Annotated in this window: 17 protein-coding genes; 14 read left to right on the top strand and 3 right to left on the bottom strand. The window is 31.5% G+C overall.

Translation table 11 applies throughout. The features are described from left to right. Positions 1–20 precede the first annotated feature (20 nt). The 6 genes from CUEA01_RS03180 (at position 21) to CUEA01_RS03155 (ending at position 5,459) form a co-directional block, all read left to right on the top strand. Positions 21–1,139: an ABC transporter permease gene (locus tag CUEA01_RS03180; protein WP_234117978.1), complete on the top strand. Its 1,119-nt coding sequence runs from the start codon at positions 21–23 to the stop codon at positions 1,137–1,139. Position 1,140: 1 nt separating this feature from the next. Further along, positions 1,141–1,824: an ABC transporter ATP-binding protein gene (locus tag CUEA01_RS03175; RefSeq protein WP_234117976.1), complete on the top strand. Its 684-nt coding sequence runs from the start codon at positions 1,141–1,143 to the stop codon at positions 1,822–1,824. Next, positions 1,821–2,948, top strand: a complete 1,128-nt coding sequence (locus CUEA01_RS03170) for an ABC transporter permease (protein WP_234117974.1) — start codon at positions 1,821–1,823, stop codon at positions 2,946–2,948. Before CUEA01_RS03175 ends, CUEA01_RS03170 begins: the two co-directional genes overlap by 4 nt. Positions 2,949–3,021: 73 nt before the next feature. Further along, positions 3,022–4,023: a DUF4352 domain-containing protein gene (locus CUEA01_RS03165; protein ID WP_234117972.1), complete on the top strand. Its 1,002-nt coding sequence runs from the start codon at positions 3,022–3,024 to the stop codon at positions 4,021–4,023. 189 nt (positions 4,024–4,212) lie between these two features. Continuing rightward, on the top strand, positions 4,213–4,506 hold the full coding sequence (locus CUEA01_RS03160) for a transposase (protein WP_234117970.1): 294 nt from the start codon (positions 4,213–4,215) through the stop codon (positions 4,504–4,506). Beyond that, complete coding sequence (locus CUEA01_RS03155) at positions 4,503–5,459, top strand: IS3 family transposase (protein ID WP_234117968.1); 957 nt, start codon at positions 4,503–4,505, stop codon at positions 5,457–5,459. Before CUEA01_RS03160 ends, CUEA01_RS03155 begins: the two co-directional genes overlap by 4 nt. Before the next feature lie 271 nt (positions 5,460–5,730). Here CUEA01_RS03155 and CUEA01_RS03150 read toward each other — a convergent pair whose 3' ends face one another. Continuing rightward, a complete protein-coding gene (locus CUEA01_RS03150; protein WP_234117965.1) occupies positions 5,731–6,555 on the bottom strand; it encodes a class I SAM-dependent methyltransferase in 825 nt (274 codons plus the stop codon). Positions 6,556–6,816: 261 nt separating this feature from the next. Between CUEA01_RS03150 and CUEA01_RS03145 the strand changes: the two genes are divergently transcribed. Then, complete coding sequence (locus tag CUEA01_RS03145; protein ID WP_235699809.1) at positions 6,817–8,223, top strand: amino acid permease; 1,407 nt, start codon at positions 6,817–6,819, stop codon at positions 8,221–8,223. Positions 8,224–8,238: 15 nt separating this feature from the next. Here the strand turns inward: CUEA01_RS03145 and CUEA01_RS03140 are convergent, their stop codons facing one another. Further along, positions 8,239–8,652: a DUF3842 family protein gene (locus CUEA01_RS03140; RefSeq protein ID WP_234117960.1), complete on the bottom strand. Its 414-nt coding sequence runs from the start codon at positions 8,650–8,652 to the stop codon at positions 8,239–8,241. Between the two features lie 652 nt (positions 8,653–9,304). Here CUEA01_RS03140 and cbiM point away from each other — a divergent pair. From cbiM to CUEA01_RS03125, 3 genes are all read left to right on the top strand, one after another. Further along, positions 9,305–10,291, top strand: coding sequence for a cobalt transporter CbiM (gene cbiM, locus CUEA01_RS03135; RefSeq protein WP_234117958.1), 987 nt, complete (start codon positions 9,305–9,307; stop codon positions 10,289–10,291). 267 nt (positions 10,292–10,558) lie between these two features. Further along, positions 10,559–11,353 (top strand): energy-coupling factor transporter transmembrane component T family protein, encoded by a 795-nt coding sequence (locus CUEA01_RS03130; protein ID WP_234117956.1) that lies wholly within the window; start codon positions 10,559–10,561, stop codon positions 11,351–11,353. Between the two features lie 4 nt (positions 11,354–11,357). Next, positions 11,358–12,086 (top strand): energy-coupling factor ABC transporter ATP-binding protein, encoded by a 729-nt coding sequence (locus tag CUEA01_RS03125; RefSeq protein ID WP_234117954.1) that lies wholly within the window; start codon positions 11,358–11,360, stop codon positions 12,084–12,086. A gap of 257 nt (positions 12,087–12,343) precedes the next feature. On the opposite strand, the gene CUEA01_RS03120 is transcribed toward CUEA01_RS03125, so the two are convergent. Further along, positions 12,344–13,036 carry an MgtC/SapB family protein gene (locus tag CUEA01_RS03120; RefSeq protein WP_234117952.1) on the bottom strand — a complete coding sequence of 231 codons (693 nt, stop codon included), beginning with the start codon at positions 13,034–13,036 and terminating at the stop codon, positions 12,344–12,346. A 565-nt stretch (positions 13,037–13,601) separates the two neighbouring features. Between CUEA01_RS03120 and CUEA01_RS03115 the strand changes: the two genes are divergently transcribed. From CUEA01_RS03115 to CUEA01_RS03100, 4 genes are all read left to right on the top strand, one after another. Then, complete coding sequence (locus CUEA01_RS03115; RefSeq protein ID WP_234117949.1) at positions 13,602–14,801, top strand: response regulator transcription factor; 1,200 nt, start codon at positions 13,602–13,604, stop codon at positions 14,799–14,801. A gap of 6 nt (positions 14,802–14,807) precedes the next feature. Next, positions 14,808–15,761, top strand: a complete 954-nt coding sequence (locus CUEA01_RS03110; protein WP_234117947.1) for a substrate-binding domain-containing protein — start codon at positions 14,808–14,810, stop codon at positions 15,759–15,761. Between the two features lie 414 nt (positions 15,762–16,175). After that, the gene (locus CUEA01_RS03105; protein WP_234117945.1) at positions 16,176–17,159 is read left to right on the top strand and encodes an ABC transporter substrate-binding protein; all 984 of its coding nucleotides are present in this window, start codon (positions 16,176–16,178) and stop codon (positions 17,157–17,159) included. Between the two features lie 233 nt (positions 17,160–17,392). Further along, complete coding sequence (locus tag CUEA01_RS03100) at positions 17,393–18,910, top strand: sugar ABC transporter ATP-binding protein (RefSeq protein ID WP_234117943.1); 1,518 nt, start codon at positions 17,393–17,395, stop codon at positions 18,908–18,910. Position 18,911 lies beyond the last annotated feature (1 nt).

Here is an 18,911-nt window from a genome sequence, read left to right as displayed (position 1 = left end):
ATCCATAGGGGGTGATAATTATGAGAAAGCCTTTAAGTTATTTTATGTACTGCAAAAGTCATAAAAAGAGTTCAATAGCAATAATAATTTCAATTGGACTTGCAATCCTTCTTATTGGGGCTATTCAACTTTATACAATCAATATGAATGATTCCGAAATTAGGAGTGATGCAAAATATAAGTATGCAACACTGGTATACAAAAATAAGGATATTTTAGATAAAAATATTACAACTAAAATAGAAAATGATGATACAGTTGAAAAAGTAATAAAGGTAAATAATTTTCAATATATGATTAGGACTGTATTTGGTACGGATATGGATTATGAGGGGTTTTATGCTGATGAAAGAGATGTTAAATATATTATAAATAAAATGGGCATTAAATTTGATAAAGGAAATTATGTGAAAAATGATGATAATAAAATTTTAATCAATGAAAATACAGCAAGATTTAAGCAGGTAGGTATAGGAGATTTTGTTGGAGGCGATGTGAGAAAGGATGATTATTTTAAGGGAAAGTATAAAATAAAAGGAATATTAAGTGGGGATAATGTTGTGTCCTTTATAGCAGTTGGCCCTAAGGAACTGGAACAAAACTACATGTATTTAGTGTTTCCTAGAAAGGGAAAATTGCAAGAAATGAATAAGTTTATACGCTCTATTTCAAAAAATGGTATTAAAAATTATAGTTATGATGATGCACAAGAGAGCAGTAAGGAAAACTTAAAAAATTTCAATGCAATATTCAATTTAGTGATAATCATAATTATTATAGTTATGTCAACGGTTTTAGGAAATTATTCGTATATAAATTACATGAAAAGAAGATCAGAAGTAGGTATTTTAAAAGCTATGGGTTATACAAAAGCCAAAATTATAATGAGAATGATTAAAGAAATAGGAATTTCATCTTTTTTGGGTTTTGGCTTTGGATATTTGGTATTATTTATTTTTGCAAAAACTTATAATGTATTTTATTTATACCCTAGAGGAATATCTTTATTTCACATTACATGGGACTTATTTCCCAAGTTTTTGTCTATACCTCTTTTTATAACTATTTTTTCTGTTATACCTGTTTCAAGGCTATTAGAAAAAATTGAGCCAATATCAATAATAGAAAGGTTGGGATAACATGCTTTTAGAGATGAAGGATGTAAATTTGATTTATGATGTTGGGCATGATGAGGAGACATATGCACTTAAAAATATAAATCTTAATATAAAAGAAAATTGCTTTTATGGTATACTCGGACCTTCTGGAAGTGGAAAAAGCTCCCTTCTATATACTTTAAGTGGACTTAGAAAGGTAAGCTCGGGGGAAGTGCGCTATAAAGGAAAGTCATATAAGGATATAAAAAACAGAGAGATGTCTTTAATAAGAAATAAAGAGTTTGGTTTTATTTTTCAAAGACATTTTTTAATGGATTATCTTACAGCCCTTGAAAACGTGCTTGTACCATTAAATTCAAATAAAAAAGAAGATATAGATAAGGCGAAAGATTTGTTAGTGAGACTTGGACTTGAAAAGGAGATTAATAAAAGGCCAGCTAAAATGTCAGGTGGACAAAGACAAAGAGTTGCTGTTGCAAGAGCGCTTATAAATGATCCTAAAGTAATTTTTGCAGATGAAATAACAGCATCTTTAGATCATAAAAATGCCTTTGCGGTAATGAAGGTATTAGAAGAGTTTAAGGGGAAAGCTGCAATTTTAGTAGTAACTCATGATGAATCCATATTATCTGGAGCTGAAGAAATAATAAAGGTATGGGATGGAACTATAGAGGATACCGAAGAAAGGGTGGTGAATACGCTATGAGTGTAAAATCCTTAAGCGTATTCTTATATTTAAAGTGCAATTTAAAAAAGTTCATTCCACAAATTCTTGTAGTATCGCTAGGTGTTTTTTTAATGTATTTTATATGTATAATTGGAGGCGGAATTGAAAGCCAAATGCAGGATAATGTTTTAAAGCCATATGAAAAATTATCATATATAACGATAAATCCTGCTAAAGAAAATGAGCAAAGCTATATTGATAAACTTAAAACTAATAAAGACATAGATAGAATTATTTATTCTAAAAGGGCAATGAACATAACAGCAGATGTCCTTATAGCAGCATGTGGTTCACCAGCTTTTTTCACAAGCGAAAGGGATACAGAGTATCTTATGAAAAAAATGAACTTTAAGCTAGCCAGTGGAAGAATCCCGCGTGAGGATAATGAAATTTTAATAAGTAATAACTATGCTAAAAGTAAAAAGCTTAAATTAGGCAGTTACTTAGGAGAAAAAGTAGACAAGAACCTTACGGAAAGTTACAAAGTTGTAGGCATATATAATGGCAAAAACATTATTGCCTTTGGTCATATTAAAAGTTATGAGAGTGTAATGAAGGATGTAAATTCAATAATAATTATACCTAAGGAAGGAAGAATGAGCAGAGTTAATGATTATATTAATTCACATAAAGACAAGCAAATAACATTAGTAGATTATACAATGATGAACTATGATATAGGTGGTTTTTTCCCTATGTTTACTGTATTTGCTGTCGTAATTCTTATTATTACGACTTTTGTTTTAACTTTTACCATAGGAAATATGAATTATATCCATTTCTTTGATAGAGTTGGCGAATTTTCTATACTTGATGCGCTTGGATATACTAAGTTAGATATATTTTTTAAGTTGTTTAAGGAGATGTGTATAGTAATAGTAGTTGGGTTTGTTTTCGGGATTGCTTTGAGCATTATAGGGGGAAACATGTTTAACGGTATATATTGTATTCCTAAAGGAGTTCCTGTAGAGGTTTATAATAAGTGGTATGTTATATTAAGCATTATTGTACCTATTGCAGTTGGAGGATTTTCTTCTATACCTACAATTAGATTTCTTAAAAATATGAATACTGTGGATGTTCTAGAAGGAAGAAACTTTTAATAAAACTATTTCATAATTTGCAAATAAAAGGAGTAAGGTGATATACTTTAAAAGAAATAAAGGGGGACACATGATGAAATTATTTTTAAAAAAATCTATAGGTTTAATTACTTCTTTTTGTTTGCTTATTTCTATAACTGCATGCGGAGCTCAAAAGCCTGATGAAGCTGTGAAAGGTTTTTTTAATGCATTAAGCAAAAACGATATTAAGACTGCAGCTACATTTTTGAAGGGCAGTAATAAAAAGCTTACATATAGTAATGAAAATCAAAAGAAGATTGTTGACAAGCTTTTACCTAAAATACAATATAAGATTATATCTTCCACTGTTTCAGGAGATACGGCAAAAGTTAAAGTTAATATTACAGCACCAGACTTAGTAAAAATAACAAGTAAAATGGCAACTGATTTACTTCCCACTATTATGGCAACAGCTATGAGTGGAAATGTAGACGAAAAGAAAGAAGAACAATTAATAGATGATTATTATATTAAGAGTATTTCAGCAAAAAATGTAACTATGACATCAAATGAGGTTAATTTAAATCTAGTAAAAGATGCAAATAAAAAAACATGGCTAATTAAATCAAATGATGATTTAATAAACGCAATAACCGGTAATTTATCAAAAGCGATTAATACTCTTTCACAAGAAACTTCTGGCAGTTCTCAAAAAGAAAAAACTGATCCTAAATTATATCAGATAGGACAACAAGCCACATATGGAAGAGCATCAATAACAGTAGAAAAGGTTACAAAATCTAATGGAAATGATATTGAAAAACCTAAAGATGGAATGGAATATGTAATAGTTTCTATCAAAGAAAAAAATAGTGGCACTGACAAGAATATTAGTTATGGACAAGAGGACTTTAAAATGCAAAACAGTAAAGGACAGATTAGTGACGCCACAATTGTTAGCGTTGATAAGGATACCGAATTACAGGATGGCGAACTTGTTCCAGGCGGTGAAGTTAGTGGCAGCTTAGTTTTTGAAGAGCCCAAAAATGATACTGGATTAGTGTTTATGTTTGTTGACGATAATACAGCATTGCTAAAGTTTCAAATAAAATAATATTTATATATAGTGAAGCAGTTTAACTATTGAAATTGCACATATCAAATGGATTATGTAAATTACAATTTTTAGAGCAGAGTACAAAGTACAAAGTACAGAGTACAATGCTCATAGGCCCCCTCATAAAGCTGGAATAATTCACTCAGATAATTTAGAATTAATTTAGAGCTTTAAGAGGAGGTCTTTATGAATTTTACAAGAAAATATACAGAAGAAGAAAGATTGAACATGGTAGAAGAGGCTCTCCAATATGGTAGCAATTCGTTGGTGGCAGCTAAATATAATATTAATCCTGGACTACTTTCTAGGTGGAAGTCTTGCTATCGCAAGTATGGGCAAACATTAATGCAAAAAAAGCCTAAAAAACTTGATGGTCCAATACCTGATTACAAAAAGCAATGTGCATTGCTTACGAAAGAAAAAAGGGAACTAGAACTAGAAATTGCTGTATTAAAAGATATGTTAAAAAAAAAGATTTGAATCTTTTTGATCCATTTATCTTTGCAAATGACTGGATTTCTACAGGAGCTCCAACTTTAATGTTGCTTAATATTATTGGATTAAAATCATCAACATATTATCGTTGGCGAAGCCTGATAGACCAACCATTCAAACCAATTAAAAGGAATGACGGAGTCATACCTGGATTTAGTTATATCAATAACGAACTTTGTAAAAAAGTCTATGACATTCATATTCAAAAATACATTAAGGACATTCTGAATGATCAATATGGAAAGTTTTATGGATATAAGAAAGTCACAGCAGTATTAAGGGAAACATATAATCTAAAAATAAACAAAAAGAAAGTGTATAGACTGATGGCTCTAATGGGTGTTTTAAGGGCACAAAGAAAGCATATACAACATTATAAGCGTATATGTAAAAACCATGAAATTAAAACTTCAAATACTTTGTGGGAAATGGATACGAAGTACATTTATATAGCCGAGACACGACAAGTAGCCTACTTGGCATCTATAATAGACATCTTTGACAGAAGTATTATTTCATGTGTATTATCTTTATCACCTAACTCAGAAAGTGCTAAAGAAGCAGTGTTAAAAGCCTTATATTCGCGCAAAATCAAAGGAAAATCAGAAAGCTTAATAATCCGCACTGACAACGGATCTCAATTTATTGCACATGATTTTGAAAAACTGTGCATTAGTGAAAAAATAACACATGAGCGAATACCAGCTAAAAGTCCTAATTACAACGCTCACATAGAATCATATCATAGATATCTTCAAGATGAGTGTCTTGCAGGAAAACTATTTAAAAACTTTAAAGAGGCTGAGGAAACCATTATGAACTATGTTAATGGGTATAATACTAAACGCATACATTCAGCAATAGGTTATAAAACACCTGATGGTTTTTACAATCTAAAAAATTCTAATTTTAAAGAGAATTTAGTTGTAAGATTATAATATTGATATGGTACTGAAAATCAGTACCATATCAAAAAAATGAAATTCTAAGAATTAGCGAGTATTTGAATAAATTATTCCCATTCTGGGGGGCCAATCCGAATGAAGGATGATTTTTCTACGCCAGCGTAGAAAAATCTAAAAACTTATTTTTTTATTGCTTACGCAATCGAGCCATGTATGGTGCTCGGCGAAGCTGACAACATTTAAGTTTAAGATTTACCTGAGGGAAGCGAAAGGTAAATCAACCTTCACTGTACTTTGTACTCTGTCATCTGTACTCTGCTTGAGTTTTTGCTGCTACTAGTGTAAATGTTTTTGGAATTCCCTTATCAAAGCTTTCACACGATAAATTAGGTTCCTCATCTAAACTTTTTATTATAAGTCCGCTTTCTGCGGCAGCTGTAACTATCTCACCAAGATTCCATTTCCTAAGCAAAACCTTTGGAGCTTCACCTGAGTTTAAATATTTTGAATAAGCAGCATCTTTTTCTTCTAAGGTTGTGTCAAAATAGTCACCCGTTACTTTATGCTTTCTTACCTTTGCAGTTGATCCTCTTGAAGATATAAGCTTTGTGGAAACAGGGTGGAAATCTCTTAAAACAAATGCTCCATTTGGTGCTAAGAGACTGTAAACTAAACTCATAAAAGGCTTTAAATCTAAGAAATAATGGAGTATTCCCATTTCTGCAAAAACTATATCAAAAGAATTGCTTAATTTATATTGATTTAATTCAAGCACATCACTTAGTATAAATTCTATTTCCACATTAGCTTCTTTTGCTAAATCTAAAGCATACTGCCTATTCCCTTCAGAAAAGTCAACTACAGTTGCATCAGCTCCAAGCAGGGCAAGTGCTACAGCTCTATTTCCGTTAGAGCCCATGAGATTCATTATCTTTTTGCCTTTCACATCTCCAAATTTACTGTAAAGTACAGATAAAATTTTTGATGGGTCCTTTTTAATTTTGGCTGCGGCTTCCTTTGGAGTTCCAAATCGTTCAATCCAGGCGTTGTAAGTTTCTTTATTCCAGGCTTCTTCATTTATATCAATGCATATTTTATTATTATCATCTTTTTTACATTTTTCTTGCAATAGAATAACCTCCAAAATAGCTAAATTAAATATAAAGTAATTATTTATATTATATAATTATGCAAAATTAAAAGCTAGAAATAATTTTGAATGGCTTATAATTATATGTTGTTAAAATGGCAAAATTTTTATGTGCTTAAATATGCATAATGTTGCATTATTAAAAAATAATGATATAATTAATTACAAATACTAAAAAAAGTAAACATTTTGTCAAAAAAATACTCAATACTTTAATAAATTTATAATGGGGTGAAAGGTATGAAAAATGTTTTTAAAACTAAATCTATTAGTGATTTAGTTAAAGAAACAAAGGGAGATAAATCTTTAAGTAAGGTTTTGGGAACTTTTGAACTTACTATGCTTGGAGTTGGAGCAATAGTAGGTGCAGGAATATTTGTTATAACAGGCGTTGCGGCTGCTAATTTTTCCGGGCCTGCACTTATATTATCATTTATAGTATCTGGTCTTGCATGTGCATTTGCTGCCCTTTGTTATGCTGAATTTTCTTCAATTGTGCCAGTGGCAGGAAGTGCGTATACATATGGGTATGCCGCACTTGGAGAGATATGGGCATGGATTATAGGTTGGGATTTAGTTTTGGAGTATACAGTGTCAATTGGTACTGTAGCTATTGGTTGGTCAGGCTATGCAGATAATATTTTAAAGGGTATAGGGATTAGTTTACCTACTAGTCTTTTAGCATCACCATTTGAAGGTGGGGTTGTTAATTTGCCTGCAGTTATTATAGTTTTAGCAATAGGTATGCTTTTAATTGGAGGAGTAAGTCAAAGTGCAAAGCTAAATAATATAGTTGTTGCTATAAAACTTACGGTTATTGTTTTGTTTATAATTTTAGCAGTTGGACATGTAAAAACATCAAATTGGCATCCATTTATGCCTTATGGTTGGAATGGAGTATTTCAGGGAGCTGCATATGTGTTTTTTGCATATATAGGTTTTGATGCTGTTTCTACAGCGGCTGAGGAAGTTAAAGATGCAAAAAAGGACCTTCCAAGGGGAATAATTTTTTCATTACTTATATGTACAGTTATATATATTATAGTATCCTTGATTTTAACAGGTGTTGTACCATACTACAAGTACAAGGGTGTTTCTGCACCAGTAGCTTATGCACTTCAACAAATAGGAATTAATTGGGGTTCAGCACTAGTTTCTGTAGGGGCATTGTTTGGATTAACATCAGTTTTACTTGTTATGATGTTTGGGCAGACAAGAATATTTTTTGCAATGTCAAGGGATGGTCTTTTACCAAAGTTTTTGGGTCAAGTTAATGAAAAAACTAAGACACCAATTAAGAGTACAGTAATAGTTTCTGTAGCGGCTGCTATTATATCAGGATTTTTACCTATTGGAATAGTTTCAGAACTTACTAATATAGGAACTCTTGCTGCATTTATTATAGTTTCCATAGGTGTAATAGTTTTAAGGAAAAATAGACCAGATATAGAGAGACCATTTAAATGTCCACTTGTTCCTATCATTCCCATTGCAGCAGTTGTATTTTGCGGATATTTAATATTTAAACTTAATATAGAAACACAACTTAGATTTATAATTTGGTTTTTAATAGGAATGGTTGTCTATTTTGGATATGGTGTGAGACATAGCACTATGAAGGATAAGGAAGAAGAAAGAGCATCTTAGATTGAAGAAATAGTACTAGATATTTTTTTTAATATCTAGTACTATTTCTTCAATCATATCTTTTATTTTAAGGTTTCTTGTACCAGGTATATAAATTCCATGCATTTGAAGTGGTAATATGTATTTGGCACAGTTCATATTAAAGATTGCTTTAGAAATTGAGGGAGTTACTTCTCCGTTTATACCTCCACTACATATAATTCCGATAGGACCTATTAAACAATCAATTTTATTTGCCTTAAAAAAAGCGCATATTGGTTTTTCACCACTTATGGAGTGAGTTGCGCCTGCTTTAAGCATATTAGAAGCGGCAAGTGAGTTTATTCCAAGAGCAGTTATATCTATATTATCAGGTATCTCTTTAATAAGCTCTTTTATTATTGTTTGACCAAGACCGGCACCTTGAGCATCTATTACAGCTATTTTCATTATACCCCCCCTTAGTTAAATGTAGTTTTTAAACATTGCGAAGCAACTCAAGTGAAAGTTTTTAACGATGCTTTGCACTTTAAAAGGTTAACTTTTTCACTATGTGAAAAGTGAAGGGTTTGACATAGCTGCGCTTGTCAAAGGTGAAGGGTTTTACCTTCGGTAAAAAGTAAATGTTGATTTTCCTCCGCTTTGCTATGGAAAATCTTTAATTTAAATTTATAATTTTTCCGTAGCAAGGCGGAGGAAAAATAACCTTAACTTTCGGCATTAGCCGAAAAGTTCACCTTTAACGTGCGTAGCATCGTTAAACCCTTCACTTTTCATGTAAGTGAAAAAGTTAGTCTTTTAATGAGCAGGGCGAAGTTAAAACCCTTCACTTGATTTGGTTCGCAATAATTTTAAATTAAGTATTAAATAATTATCAGTACGGTGAATCCTTCTTATATTAAATTATAATATAAAAATTCTTAAATTGGAATTTACAAGGTTTCTATTGTGCGGTAATATATAATATATGTGCCACGATGGCATATAAAATACACTATATAGAATATAATATATTATTGATTAAAAATAAACCACGAAGGTTGATTTCTAAAAAAGTTATCAATTTTTGTGGTTTTATATTTTGGGGGAGGAAGATAATTTAATGCATATTCCGGATAATTATTTAAGCCCAGCAACTTGTGCCGTAATGGGAGCTGTTATGGTTCCAATATGGGCAAGATCAATAAAAAAGGTGAGGGAAGAGGTGTCTTCTAAACGAATGCCTTTAATGGGTGTTGGAGCATCACTGTCATTTTTGACTATGATGTTTAATGTGCCGCTTCCTGGCGGAACTACAGGTCATGCTGTAGGAGGAACTTTAATAGCTATACTTTTAGGTCCTGAGGCAGCAACAATTTCTATTACTATTGCTCTTTTAGTTCAAGCCCTGTTGTTTGGCGATGGAGGAATTTTAGCTTTTGGGGCAAATTGTTTTAATATGGCATTTGTTATTCCATTTGTGGGATACAATATTTATAAATTTTTGAAGCAGATGATTAAGGGTGATAAGGGAGAGTACCTTTCTTCAATAATAGGATCATATTTAGGTATAAATGTTGCAGCATTTTGTGCAGCAGTGGAGTTTGGTGTACAGCCACTTTTATTTAAGGATGCAGCAGGTATGCCATTATACTGTCCATATCCGTTGCACGTTACAATACCAGCAATGCTTATTCCACATCTTGCAGTGGCAGGGGTATTAGAGGCAATTATAACAGCAGGGGTACTTGCTTTTGTTAGAAAGGTATCACCAGATATTATTTATGAAAGTTCAAAGAAAACTAAAAAGCCAATTTATATTCTTATAGCTATTTTAATTTGTCTCACTCCTTTAGGTCTTATAGCATCAGGAACAGCTTGGGGAGAATGGGGAGCAAATGAAATAAAAACAGTGACTGCAAATGGAAAAGCCCTTGGATATGTACCTAAGGGTATGACAAATGGATTTCATTATAAAGCCTTAATGAGAGATTATTCGGTTTCTGGACTTCCAGAAGTAGCGGGATATATTTTATCTGCAGTTGCAGGAGTAGCAATTTTTCTGATAATATTTAGATTGATAGCAAGCGGGAAAAAAGAAAATATTTAGAGTACAAAGTACAAATTATAGAGTACAGAGTACAGAGTACAGAGTACAGAGTACAGAGTACAGAGTACAGTTAAGGATGATTTACCTTCCTTTCGTCAGGTAAATCTTAAACTTAAATGTTGTCAGCTTCACTGAACAACATAATATAGCGGTTGCGCAAGCAATCAAAAAATAAGTTATAAGATTTTCTGTAGCAAAGCGGAGGAAAATCCCCATTAACTGTACTCTGTACTCTGTCATCTGTACTCTGGTTTAGGGGTGTTTTACTTGCCAGAGTGGATGCTAAAAAAGGATAATTATTTACCTCCAAAGGATAAAGATGGTTTTATACAAAAAAATATAATATCAATATTAGAGATTATTTCTAGAATTAAAATGGATAAAAATAATAGAATAAATAAATTCAATATAAATGCTGTTACTAAGCTTATCGCAATATTTGTTATGATTGTTTTTGTGGCATTAACCAAGAAATTCACTTTTGTCATAATTTCAAATGTAGTTTTGCTTGTTTTGATAAATTTACTTTCTACAGACAATCTTAAATATGTTTTAAAGACGGTTTTAGGAATTGGAATTTTTACAACTATTATATTATTGCCGTCGCTTTTATTTGGTTATGGAAATAATATTTTAATGATACTTTTAAAAGTTGTATTTTCAGCAGCTATGGCTAATATATTAGCGTGTACAACTAAGTGGCAAGAGCTTGTAAGAGCAGTTAAAGCATTTCATATTCCAGATATGTTTATCTTTGTTTTGGATATTACAATAAAGTACATAGTTATTTTAAGCGATTTAAGTTTAAATATGGTTTATGCGCTTAAAATTAAATCTGTTGGTAGAAATAAAAGCAAAAACACAGCTTTAACAGGTATTTTGGGGACTATGTTTATAAAGTCTAAGGAATTTTCAGAAGACATGTATTCAGCTATGGAGTGCAGAGGCTTTGATGGAAGTTATAATATATGTGAAAAGTTTAAATTTCGCTTGATGGATTATATGTGTCTTTTTTTTGTTATAATATTTATACTAATATATTTTTACTTTGATAGGTTGTGATTTTGTGATAGATATTAAAAATGTTACATATTTTTATGATAAAGACATAGCTGCACTTGAAAATATAAATTTATATATAAAAGAAGGAGAAGCTGTTGCTTTAATAGGTGTAAATGGAAGTGGAAAGTCTACAATAATGAAGCTTATAAATGGTTTGATTTTTCCACAAAAAGGACACTACTTTTTTCAAGGCGATGAGATAACAGAAAAGAAGCTTAAAAATCAAAGCTTTGCAAAGAGCTTTCATAAAAAAATAGGCTTTGTATTTCAAAATTCTGATGTTCAGCTTTTTTGTTCTAATGTTTATGATGAAGTTGCTTTTGGACCAAGGCAAATGGGCATGTTGGAAAGTGATGTAGAAAAAAGGGTAATGGATACCTTAAAATTTCTAAATATAGAAGATTTAAAAGACAGACCACCATATCATTTAAGTGGTGGTGAAAAGAAAAAAGTTGCCATTGCAGCAGTTACGGCTTTAAATCCCGAAGTTTATGTATTTGATGAACCAATGAATGGGCTTGATCCCAAAACAAAGAGATTTATTAGAGAGTTTATGCTTAATTTAAATAAGGCAGGAAAAACAATTTTGTGCTCAACACATGACTTTGAATATGTACAGGGAGTATTTCAAAGGGCTGTAGTATTTTCAGATAATCATACTATTATAAGAGATGGAGACTACGAAGAGATACTTAAGGACAAAGAATTTTTGCAAGAGAATAACATTATATAAAATTATTGCGAACCAACTAAATCAATTCACAATTCACAGTTCACAATGCACAATGAAGGATGATTTGCCTTCCTTTCGTCAGGTAAATCTTAAATTTAAATATTATAAGTTTCGCTTAGCACCATAAATGGTGCTATTGCGAAAGCAATAAAAAAATTAAGTTTAAGATTTTCTGTAGCAAAGCGGAAGAAAATCATCCTTCATTGTGAATTGTGAATTGATTTAATTCGCAATCTTTATTAATTATGATTGTCCAATCACAATTCAAGATACTTTATATTTGGATTGTTCTGTATTAGGGTTAGTAATTTAGTAATTTCATATGAATCTGGAACCTTTAGAATAAATTCAAGTTCCAAGGTTTGAGATTCATTTGCAGTATGAATTTTCCCCTTTTTTGCTTTAAAGTTTAATATCTCTATATTTGCTTTTTTAAAGGATTGTTCTAAAAATTCCATGACTTCAGGCTCATTTGATATCTTTAAGGTTAATTCCTCCGTTCTAGGAGTAGAAAGCCATGAAAAGTCTCTGTGGAGTATAGTTTGAGCTATTACAATTACAACGGATGAAAATAATCCTATAAGATAGAGTCCAGAACCAATAGCAATACCAACACCAGCAGTTGCCCAAACTCCAGCGGCAGTAGTGAGACCTTTTACTGATTGCCTTCTCATAAATATCATTCCAGCACCAAGAAAACCAACTCCACTTACTACTTGGGCTGCAATACGTGAAGGATCTAAAGAAATATTGTTTGTACCTATTTGATCTTGAAAGCCATATTTAGATACAATCATCATAAGAGCAGCACTTAGACATACTATAAAGTGAGTCCTTATACCAGCCTCTTTCATCCTATTTTTCCTTTCATAGCCTATAAGTCCTCCGCAAAGACCAGCAAGAAGTATTCTTATTAAATACTCAAATTGATTAGAATAAATAAATGACATTAAATCACCTCATATATATAATACCAAATATTATAAATTTATTTCAAATATAGATGCACAAATTGGAAAATTGAAATTGCAAGTACCAAGTTTATCCTTACAAATTACAATTTTTGAAGCAGAGTACACAGTACAAAGTACAGAGTACAAAGAATGATGATTTGCCTTTCGATTCTCTCAGGTAAATCTTAAACTTAAATGTCCTCAGCTTCGCTGAGCGCCATAAATGGCGCGATTGCGCAGCAATAGGAAAATAAGTTTTTAGATTTTTCGTAGTGCTAACGGAGAAAAATCGTCCTTCATTGTACTTTGTACTCTGTACTTTGTACTTTGGCTTCTCATCGATAAATTGTAATTTGACAGGATGAACTTGGTAAAAGCAATTTTAACTTTTCAAATTGCTTATCCATAATGAAGCCAACAAAACTTAATGTTGAAAAAATGTAAAAAAATGAATATAATATAAAGTGAAAATAAGGTTTAATAGTAAAAAAATGTATTTATAGAGTGATGTTGATTTTTCAAGTAATATATCTATATTAATTTGTATGTGAGGTAAATTGAAATGCATAAACTTTTAATTGCCGATGATGAAGCAATAATAAGAAAAGGATTAAAAAGTGTGCTTGATTGGGGAAGCTTGGATATAGAAGTGGTTGGAGAAGCTGAGGACGGAGAAATAGCTTTAACTTTAATAGAAAAATTACGGCCAGATATAGTATTGCTTGATATATGTATGCCATTTTTAAACGGGTTAGAGCTTGTAAAAAAGATAAAGGATATAGATGAAAATTTTATCATCATAATAATAACCGGGTTTGATGAATTTGAGTATATGCATGAAGCATTAAAGCTTAAAGTTTTTGATTACCTTTTGAAACCTATTAATAAAAAAAATTTAATGGATATAATTTTAAAAGCGTTGCAGGAACTCACTAAGGATAAGGAAAAGAAGAGTTATATTACATGGGCAAACAGGCAACTTACTGAAAATATTGATTCAATTAGGGAAAATTTTTTTAATAATCTTGTTAATGCAAATAGTAATGAGACAAATATTAAAAAAGAGATGAATTTTTTAAGGATAAATTTATCTAGCAATATAGGAATTGTAATAATAAAGGTTATTGAAAAACTTAATTCGGAGGTTATTTCAAAAAAGTGGGATATAACTCTTTTAAGTTTTGCTATAAAGAATATGGTATATGAGCTTCTTCAAAATTTACAACCAGTGTTTGCATTTACGGATACTGAAAATAATGTAGTGGCAATTGTTAATTTATCTAATAAGAATGAATGGGTTAAGGTAGGAACACTAATTGAAGAAAAGGTTTTCAAATATCTTCATTATACTGTTGTGACAGAACAAAGAAGTATAACGGATGGGGTCATTAAAATTAAGAGGGTATATGATTATATGATTAAAGAAATAAATAAAAAGACAGAATTTAAACCTGTAGTTCTTTTAGCCATAAAATTTATTAATAATAACTACTATAAAAACGAATTAAGCTTGGAAATGGTAGCAAAAAATTTTTGTTTGAGTTCTTCTTATCTAAGTAAGTTGATTAAAACTGGAACAGGACTTTCTTTTATTGATTATGTGACAAGCATAAGAATAAAAAAGGCTATAAGCATAATGGACGACCCTACAGTTAAAATTTATGAGGTGGCGGAGCTTGTTGGATATAGTAATCAGCATTATTTTTGCAAGGCATTTAAAAAGGTTACAGGTCTTTCCCCAACGGAATATAGGAGTGGGTGATTTGAGATGTTGAATAAATTTTATAATAAAAAATATATACTTATACTACTTGTGATTATAGCATTTATTGTTGCAGCAGTGTTTTCAGTAGTTAATGCGAGAAAAAAATCTGAAGGTGTTAAATTTGTTATAGGAATGTCTCAAGCAAATTTAACCGAGCCTTGGAGAATAGCTATGGATAAGGAAATAGAAGGTGAAGCAAAGAAATATAAAGATTTAAAAGTAATATATAAAGATGGTGGTGGCAGTGCAGAAAAACAAAAAGGTGATATAAATGAGCTTTTAAATAGTGGTGTTGATTTATTAATAGTATCTATAAATGATTCTAAGGAGCTACAAGCTGTAGTTAGTAAGGCATATAAAGAAATTCCAGTTATTGTTCTTGATAGGGCTATTGAAGGATGTAACTATACATTATACATAGGACCTGATAATAAACTTATAGGAAAAAAAGCTGGTGAGGTTGTAGCTAAATTAGTAGGTAATAAAAAGGCAAATGTAATAGAAGTTCAAGGGGTTTTAGATTCAGCACCTTCCCTGGAAAGAAGCCAAGGCTTTAGAGCGGTTATAAAAACTCATCCCAATATTAAAATTGAAGATACGGTTATAGGGGAATGGCAGAGAGATGAAGTTGAAGATGATATGAAAGTTTTGCTTAAGGATAATAAGGACGTTGACGTTATTTTTGCACAAAATGATTATATGGCTTTGGGAGCTTATAAGGCTGTGCAAAGTGACCAATTAGATAATGTAAAAATAGTAGGCGTTGATGGCTTAAGTGGTGAAAATGGAGGCTTAGACTTAGTATCCAAGGGTACACTTCAAGCTACCTTTACATGTTCAACGGGTGGGAAGGAAGCAGTAATATATGCTATGAAGATTTTGAATAAAAGTGGATATGTACCTAAAAAGGTGATATTAAAAAGTGAGGAAATTACAAAAGGCAATGTATATAGATGAAATTATAAACACCAAATGTATCCTTATGCTAATATTTTCAATTCACAATTCACAGTTCACAATGCACAATGAAGGTTGATTTGCCTTCCTTTCGTCAGGTAAATCTTAAATTTAAATGTTATAAGCTTCGCTTAGCACCATTTATGGCGCTATTGCGAAAGCAATAAAAAAATTAAATTTAAGATTTTCTGTAGCTTTGCTACAGAAAATCATCCTTCATTGTGAATTGTGCATTGAAAAATATTGCCCTTAGGATAAACTTGGAATTCGCAATTTTAATATTCCAAGTTGTACATCTATATTTAAGCGAAAAGTATAAATAAGTGCGGGATATTGCAAATACAAAAAATGGAAAGCGGCTATAATAGATAATGTAAACGTTACAAATAAAATTTTAAATTAGGGGGAATTTCAATGAAAGCAAAAAAAATTATCGCATTTTTTGCCGCTTCACTCATGGTAACTTCACTATTTACAGGATGTCAAGGTGCAAGTACTGGAGCCTCTTCTGGTGGAGGGAAAAAAATAGTTCTTGGATTTGCTCAAGTAGGTGCAGAAAGTGGTTGGAGAACTGCTGAAACAAATTCTATAAAGGACATACCTAATAAGAATTCAGACATTCAATTAAAATTTTCTGATGGTCAGCAAAAACAGGAAAACCAGATAAAAGCTATAAGATCTTTTATAGCACAAAAAGTGGATGTAATAGCTTTAGATCCTGTGGTAGAAACTGGATGGGATACTGTTTTAAAAGAAGCTCAAGATGCAAAAATACCAGTAATAATTGTTGATAGAAGTGTAGATGCACCTAAGTCACTTTATACTGCATTTTTAGGATCAGATATGGAGGAAGAAGGAAAGAAAGCAGCAAAGATAGTTATAGATCATTTTGGAAAAGACAAAAAATGCAATATAGCAGAACTTCAAGGTACTGTTGGTTCTAGTGCGATGGTAGGTCGTCAAAAAGGATTTAATGAAAGCATTAAAGATTATCCTAATATTAAGATTATAAAATCAGAATCCGGAGATTTTACAAGAGCTAAAGGAAAAGAAGTTATGGAAGCTTTCTTAAAATCTGATGGAAATAAAATAAATTGTTTATGGTCTCATAATGATGATATGGGTGTTGGAGCTATTCAGGCAATAGAAGAGTATGGTAAAAAGCCAGGAAAAGATATTTTCATAGTATCTGTTGATGGTATTAAAGATATGTTTGGAATGATGAAGGATGGAAAGACAAATGGTATAGTTGAATGTAATCCTCTTCTTGGACCTCAGCTTGCTGAAACTGCTAGGAATATAGTAAAAGGTAAACATGTAGATAAGTTTGTAAAATCAAAGGAAAGCGTATACTTACCTGATCAAGCAGCAAAAGAATATCCAAATAGAAAATACTAAATCAGAGTACAAAGTACAGTGAAGGAGGATTTACCTTTCCTTGCGTCAGGTAAATCTTAGAACTTAATGGTGTCAGCTTCGCTGAGCATTATAAATGCCGCGATTGCGTAAGCAATAAAAAAAATAAGTTATAAGATTTTATGTAGCGAAGCGGAAGAAAATCATCATTTACTGTACTCTGTCATCTGTACTCCGTACTCTGAATTAAAGTTTTGAGGGGAGGATTAAGTTTTATGGACGACAGTGAAGTTTTGAGAATGAAGGGAATTTGCAAGTCATTTCCTGGAGTTAGAGCTCTATCTTCCGTAGATTTTAGTTTAAAAAAAGGCGAAGTACATTCGCTGATGGGGGAAAATGGAGCTGGGAAGTCAACACTTATAAAGGTTCTTACGGGAGTTTATAAAATAGATCAAGGAGATATAGAACTAAATGGGAGCAAAATTGAAATAAACTCAACAGAAGATGCACAAAAAAATGGTATAAGTACAGTTTATCAAGAGGTTAATTTGTGCACTAATTTAAGCGTTGCAGAAAATATTTATATAGGAAGAGAACCGAGAAAAAAGTTTGGAATTGATTGGAACACAATGAATAGCAATGCCGAGAAGCTTTTGCTTGAAAGATTAAATCTTAAACTTGATGTGAAAAAGTTGTTGTCATCATATTCTGTTGCAATCCAACAGATGGTTGCCATTGCACGTGCGGTGGATATTTCCAAGGGAATATTAATACTTGACGAGCCAACTTCAAGTCTTGATGCTGAAGAGGTAAAGCAGCTTTTTAATGTAATGAGAAAGTTAAAGGCTGAGGGAATGTCTATTATATTTGTAACTCACTTTCTTGATCAAGTTTATGAAATTTCAGATAGAATTACTGTACTTAGAAATGGAAGTTTGGTTGGAACCTATGAGGCTTCAAAATTAACACGTATTGATTTGGTTTCTAAAATGATAGGTAAGGATATTAAAGAGTTAGAGAAACTTAATGATATATCAAAAAAGTTAAATAGAAAGTTTGAGAGTAACAATTTGGTGTCCAGCAATGAATTTGGAAAAAAGGGAACAATAGAGCCATTTAATGTTGAAATTAAAAAGGGAGAAATACTTGGACTTGCAGGACTGCTTGGTTCAGGTAGAAGTGAACTGGTTAGACTTTTATTTGGAATAGATAAAGCGGATCATGGGTATGTAACAATAGGAGGAAAGAAATATTCATATATATATCCTAAAAAAGCCATAGAAGAGGGATTTGGATTTTGCCCAGAGGACAGGAAGGTAGAAGGTGTCATTGGCGATTTAACTATACGTGAAAATATAATAGTAGCACTTCAAGCAAGTAGGGGAATATTTAAATATATGTCTATGAAAAAGCAGCAGGAGATTGCTAAAAAATATATAGATATGCTGGCAATTAAAACTCCAAGTATGGAGCAAAGAATAAAAAATCTAAGTGGAGGTAACCAACAAAAAGTAATTTTAGCTAGATGGCTTGCTACAGAACCACAAATTTTAATTTTAGATGAGCCAACAAGAGGAATAGATATAGGATCAAAAAGTGAAATTCAAAACATTATTTTAAAGCTGGCTGAGGGAGGAATGACAATCATATTTATATCTTCAGAACTTCAAGAGATGATAAGGTGCTGCGATAGAATACTTGTCTTAAGGGATAGAAAAATTATTGGTGAATTAAAGGATGACGATTTAGAAGAGAGCAGAATAATGGAGACTATTGCAGAGGGAGGTAAGTAAG

The organism is Clostridium hydrogenum, from assembly GCF_021432385.1.
Lineage (GTDB): Bacteria > Bacillota > Clostridia > Clostridiales > Clostridiaceae > Clostridium_S > Clostridium_S hydrogenum.
This window is presented reverse-complemented; position numbering and strand designations above follow the sequence as displayed.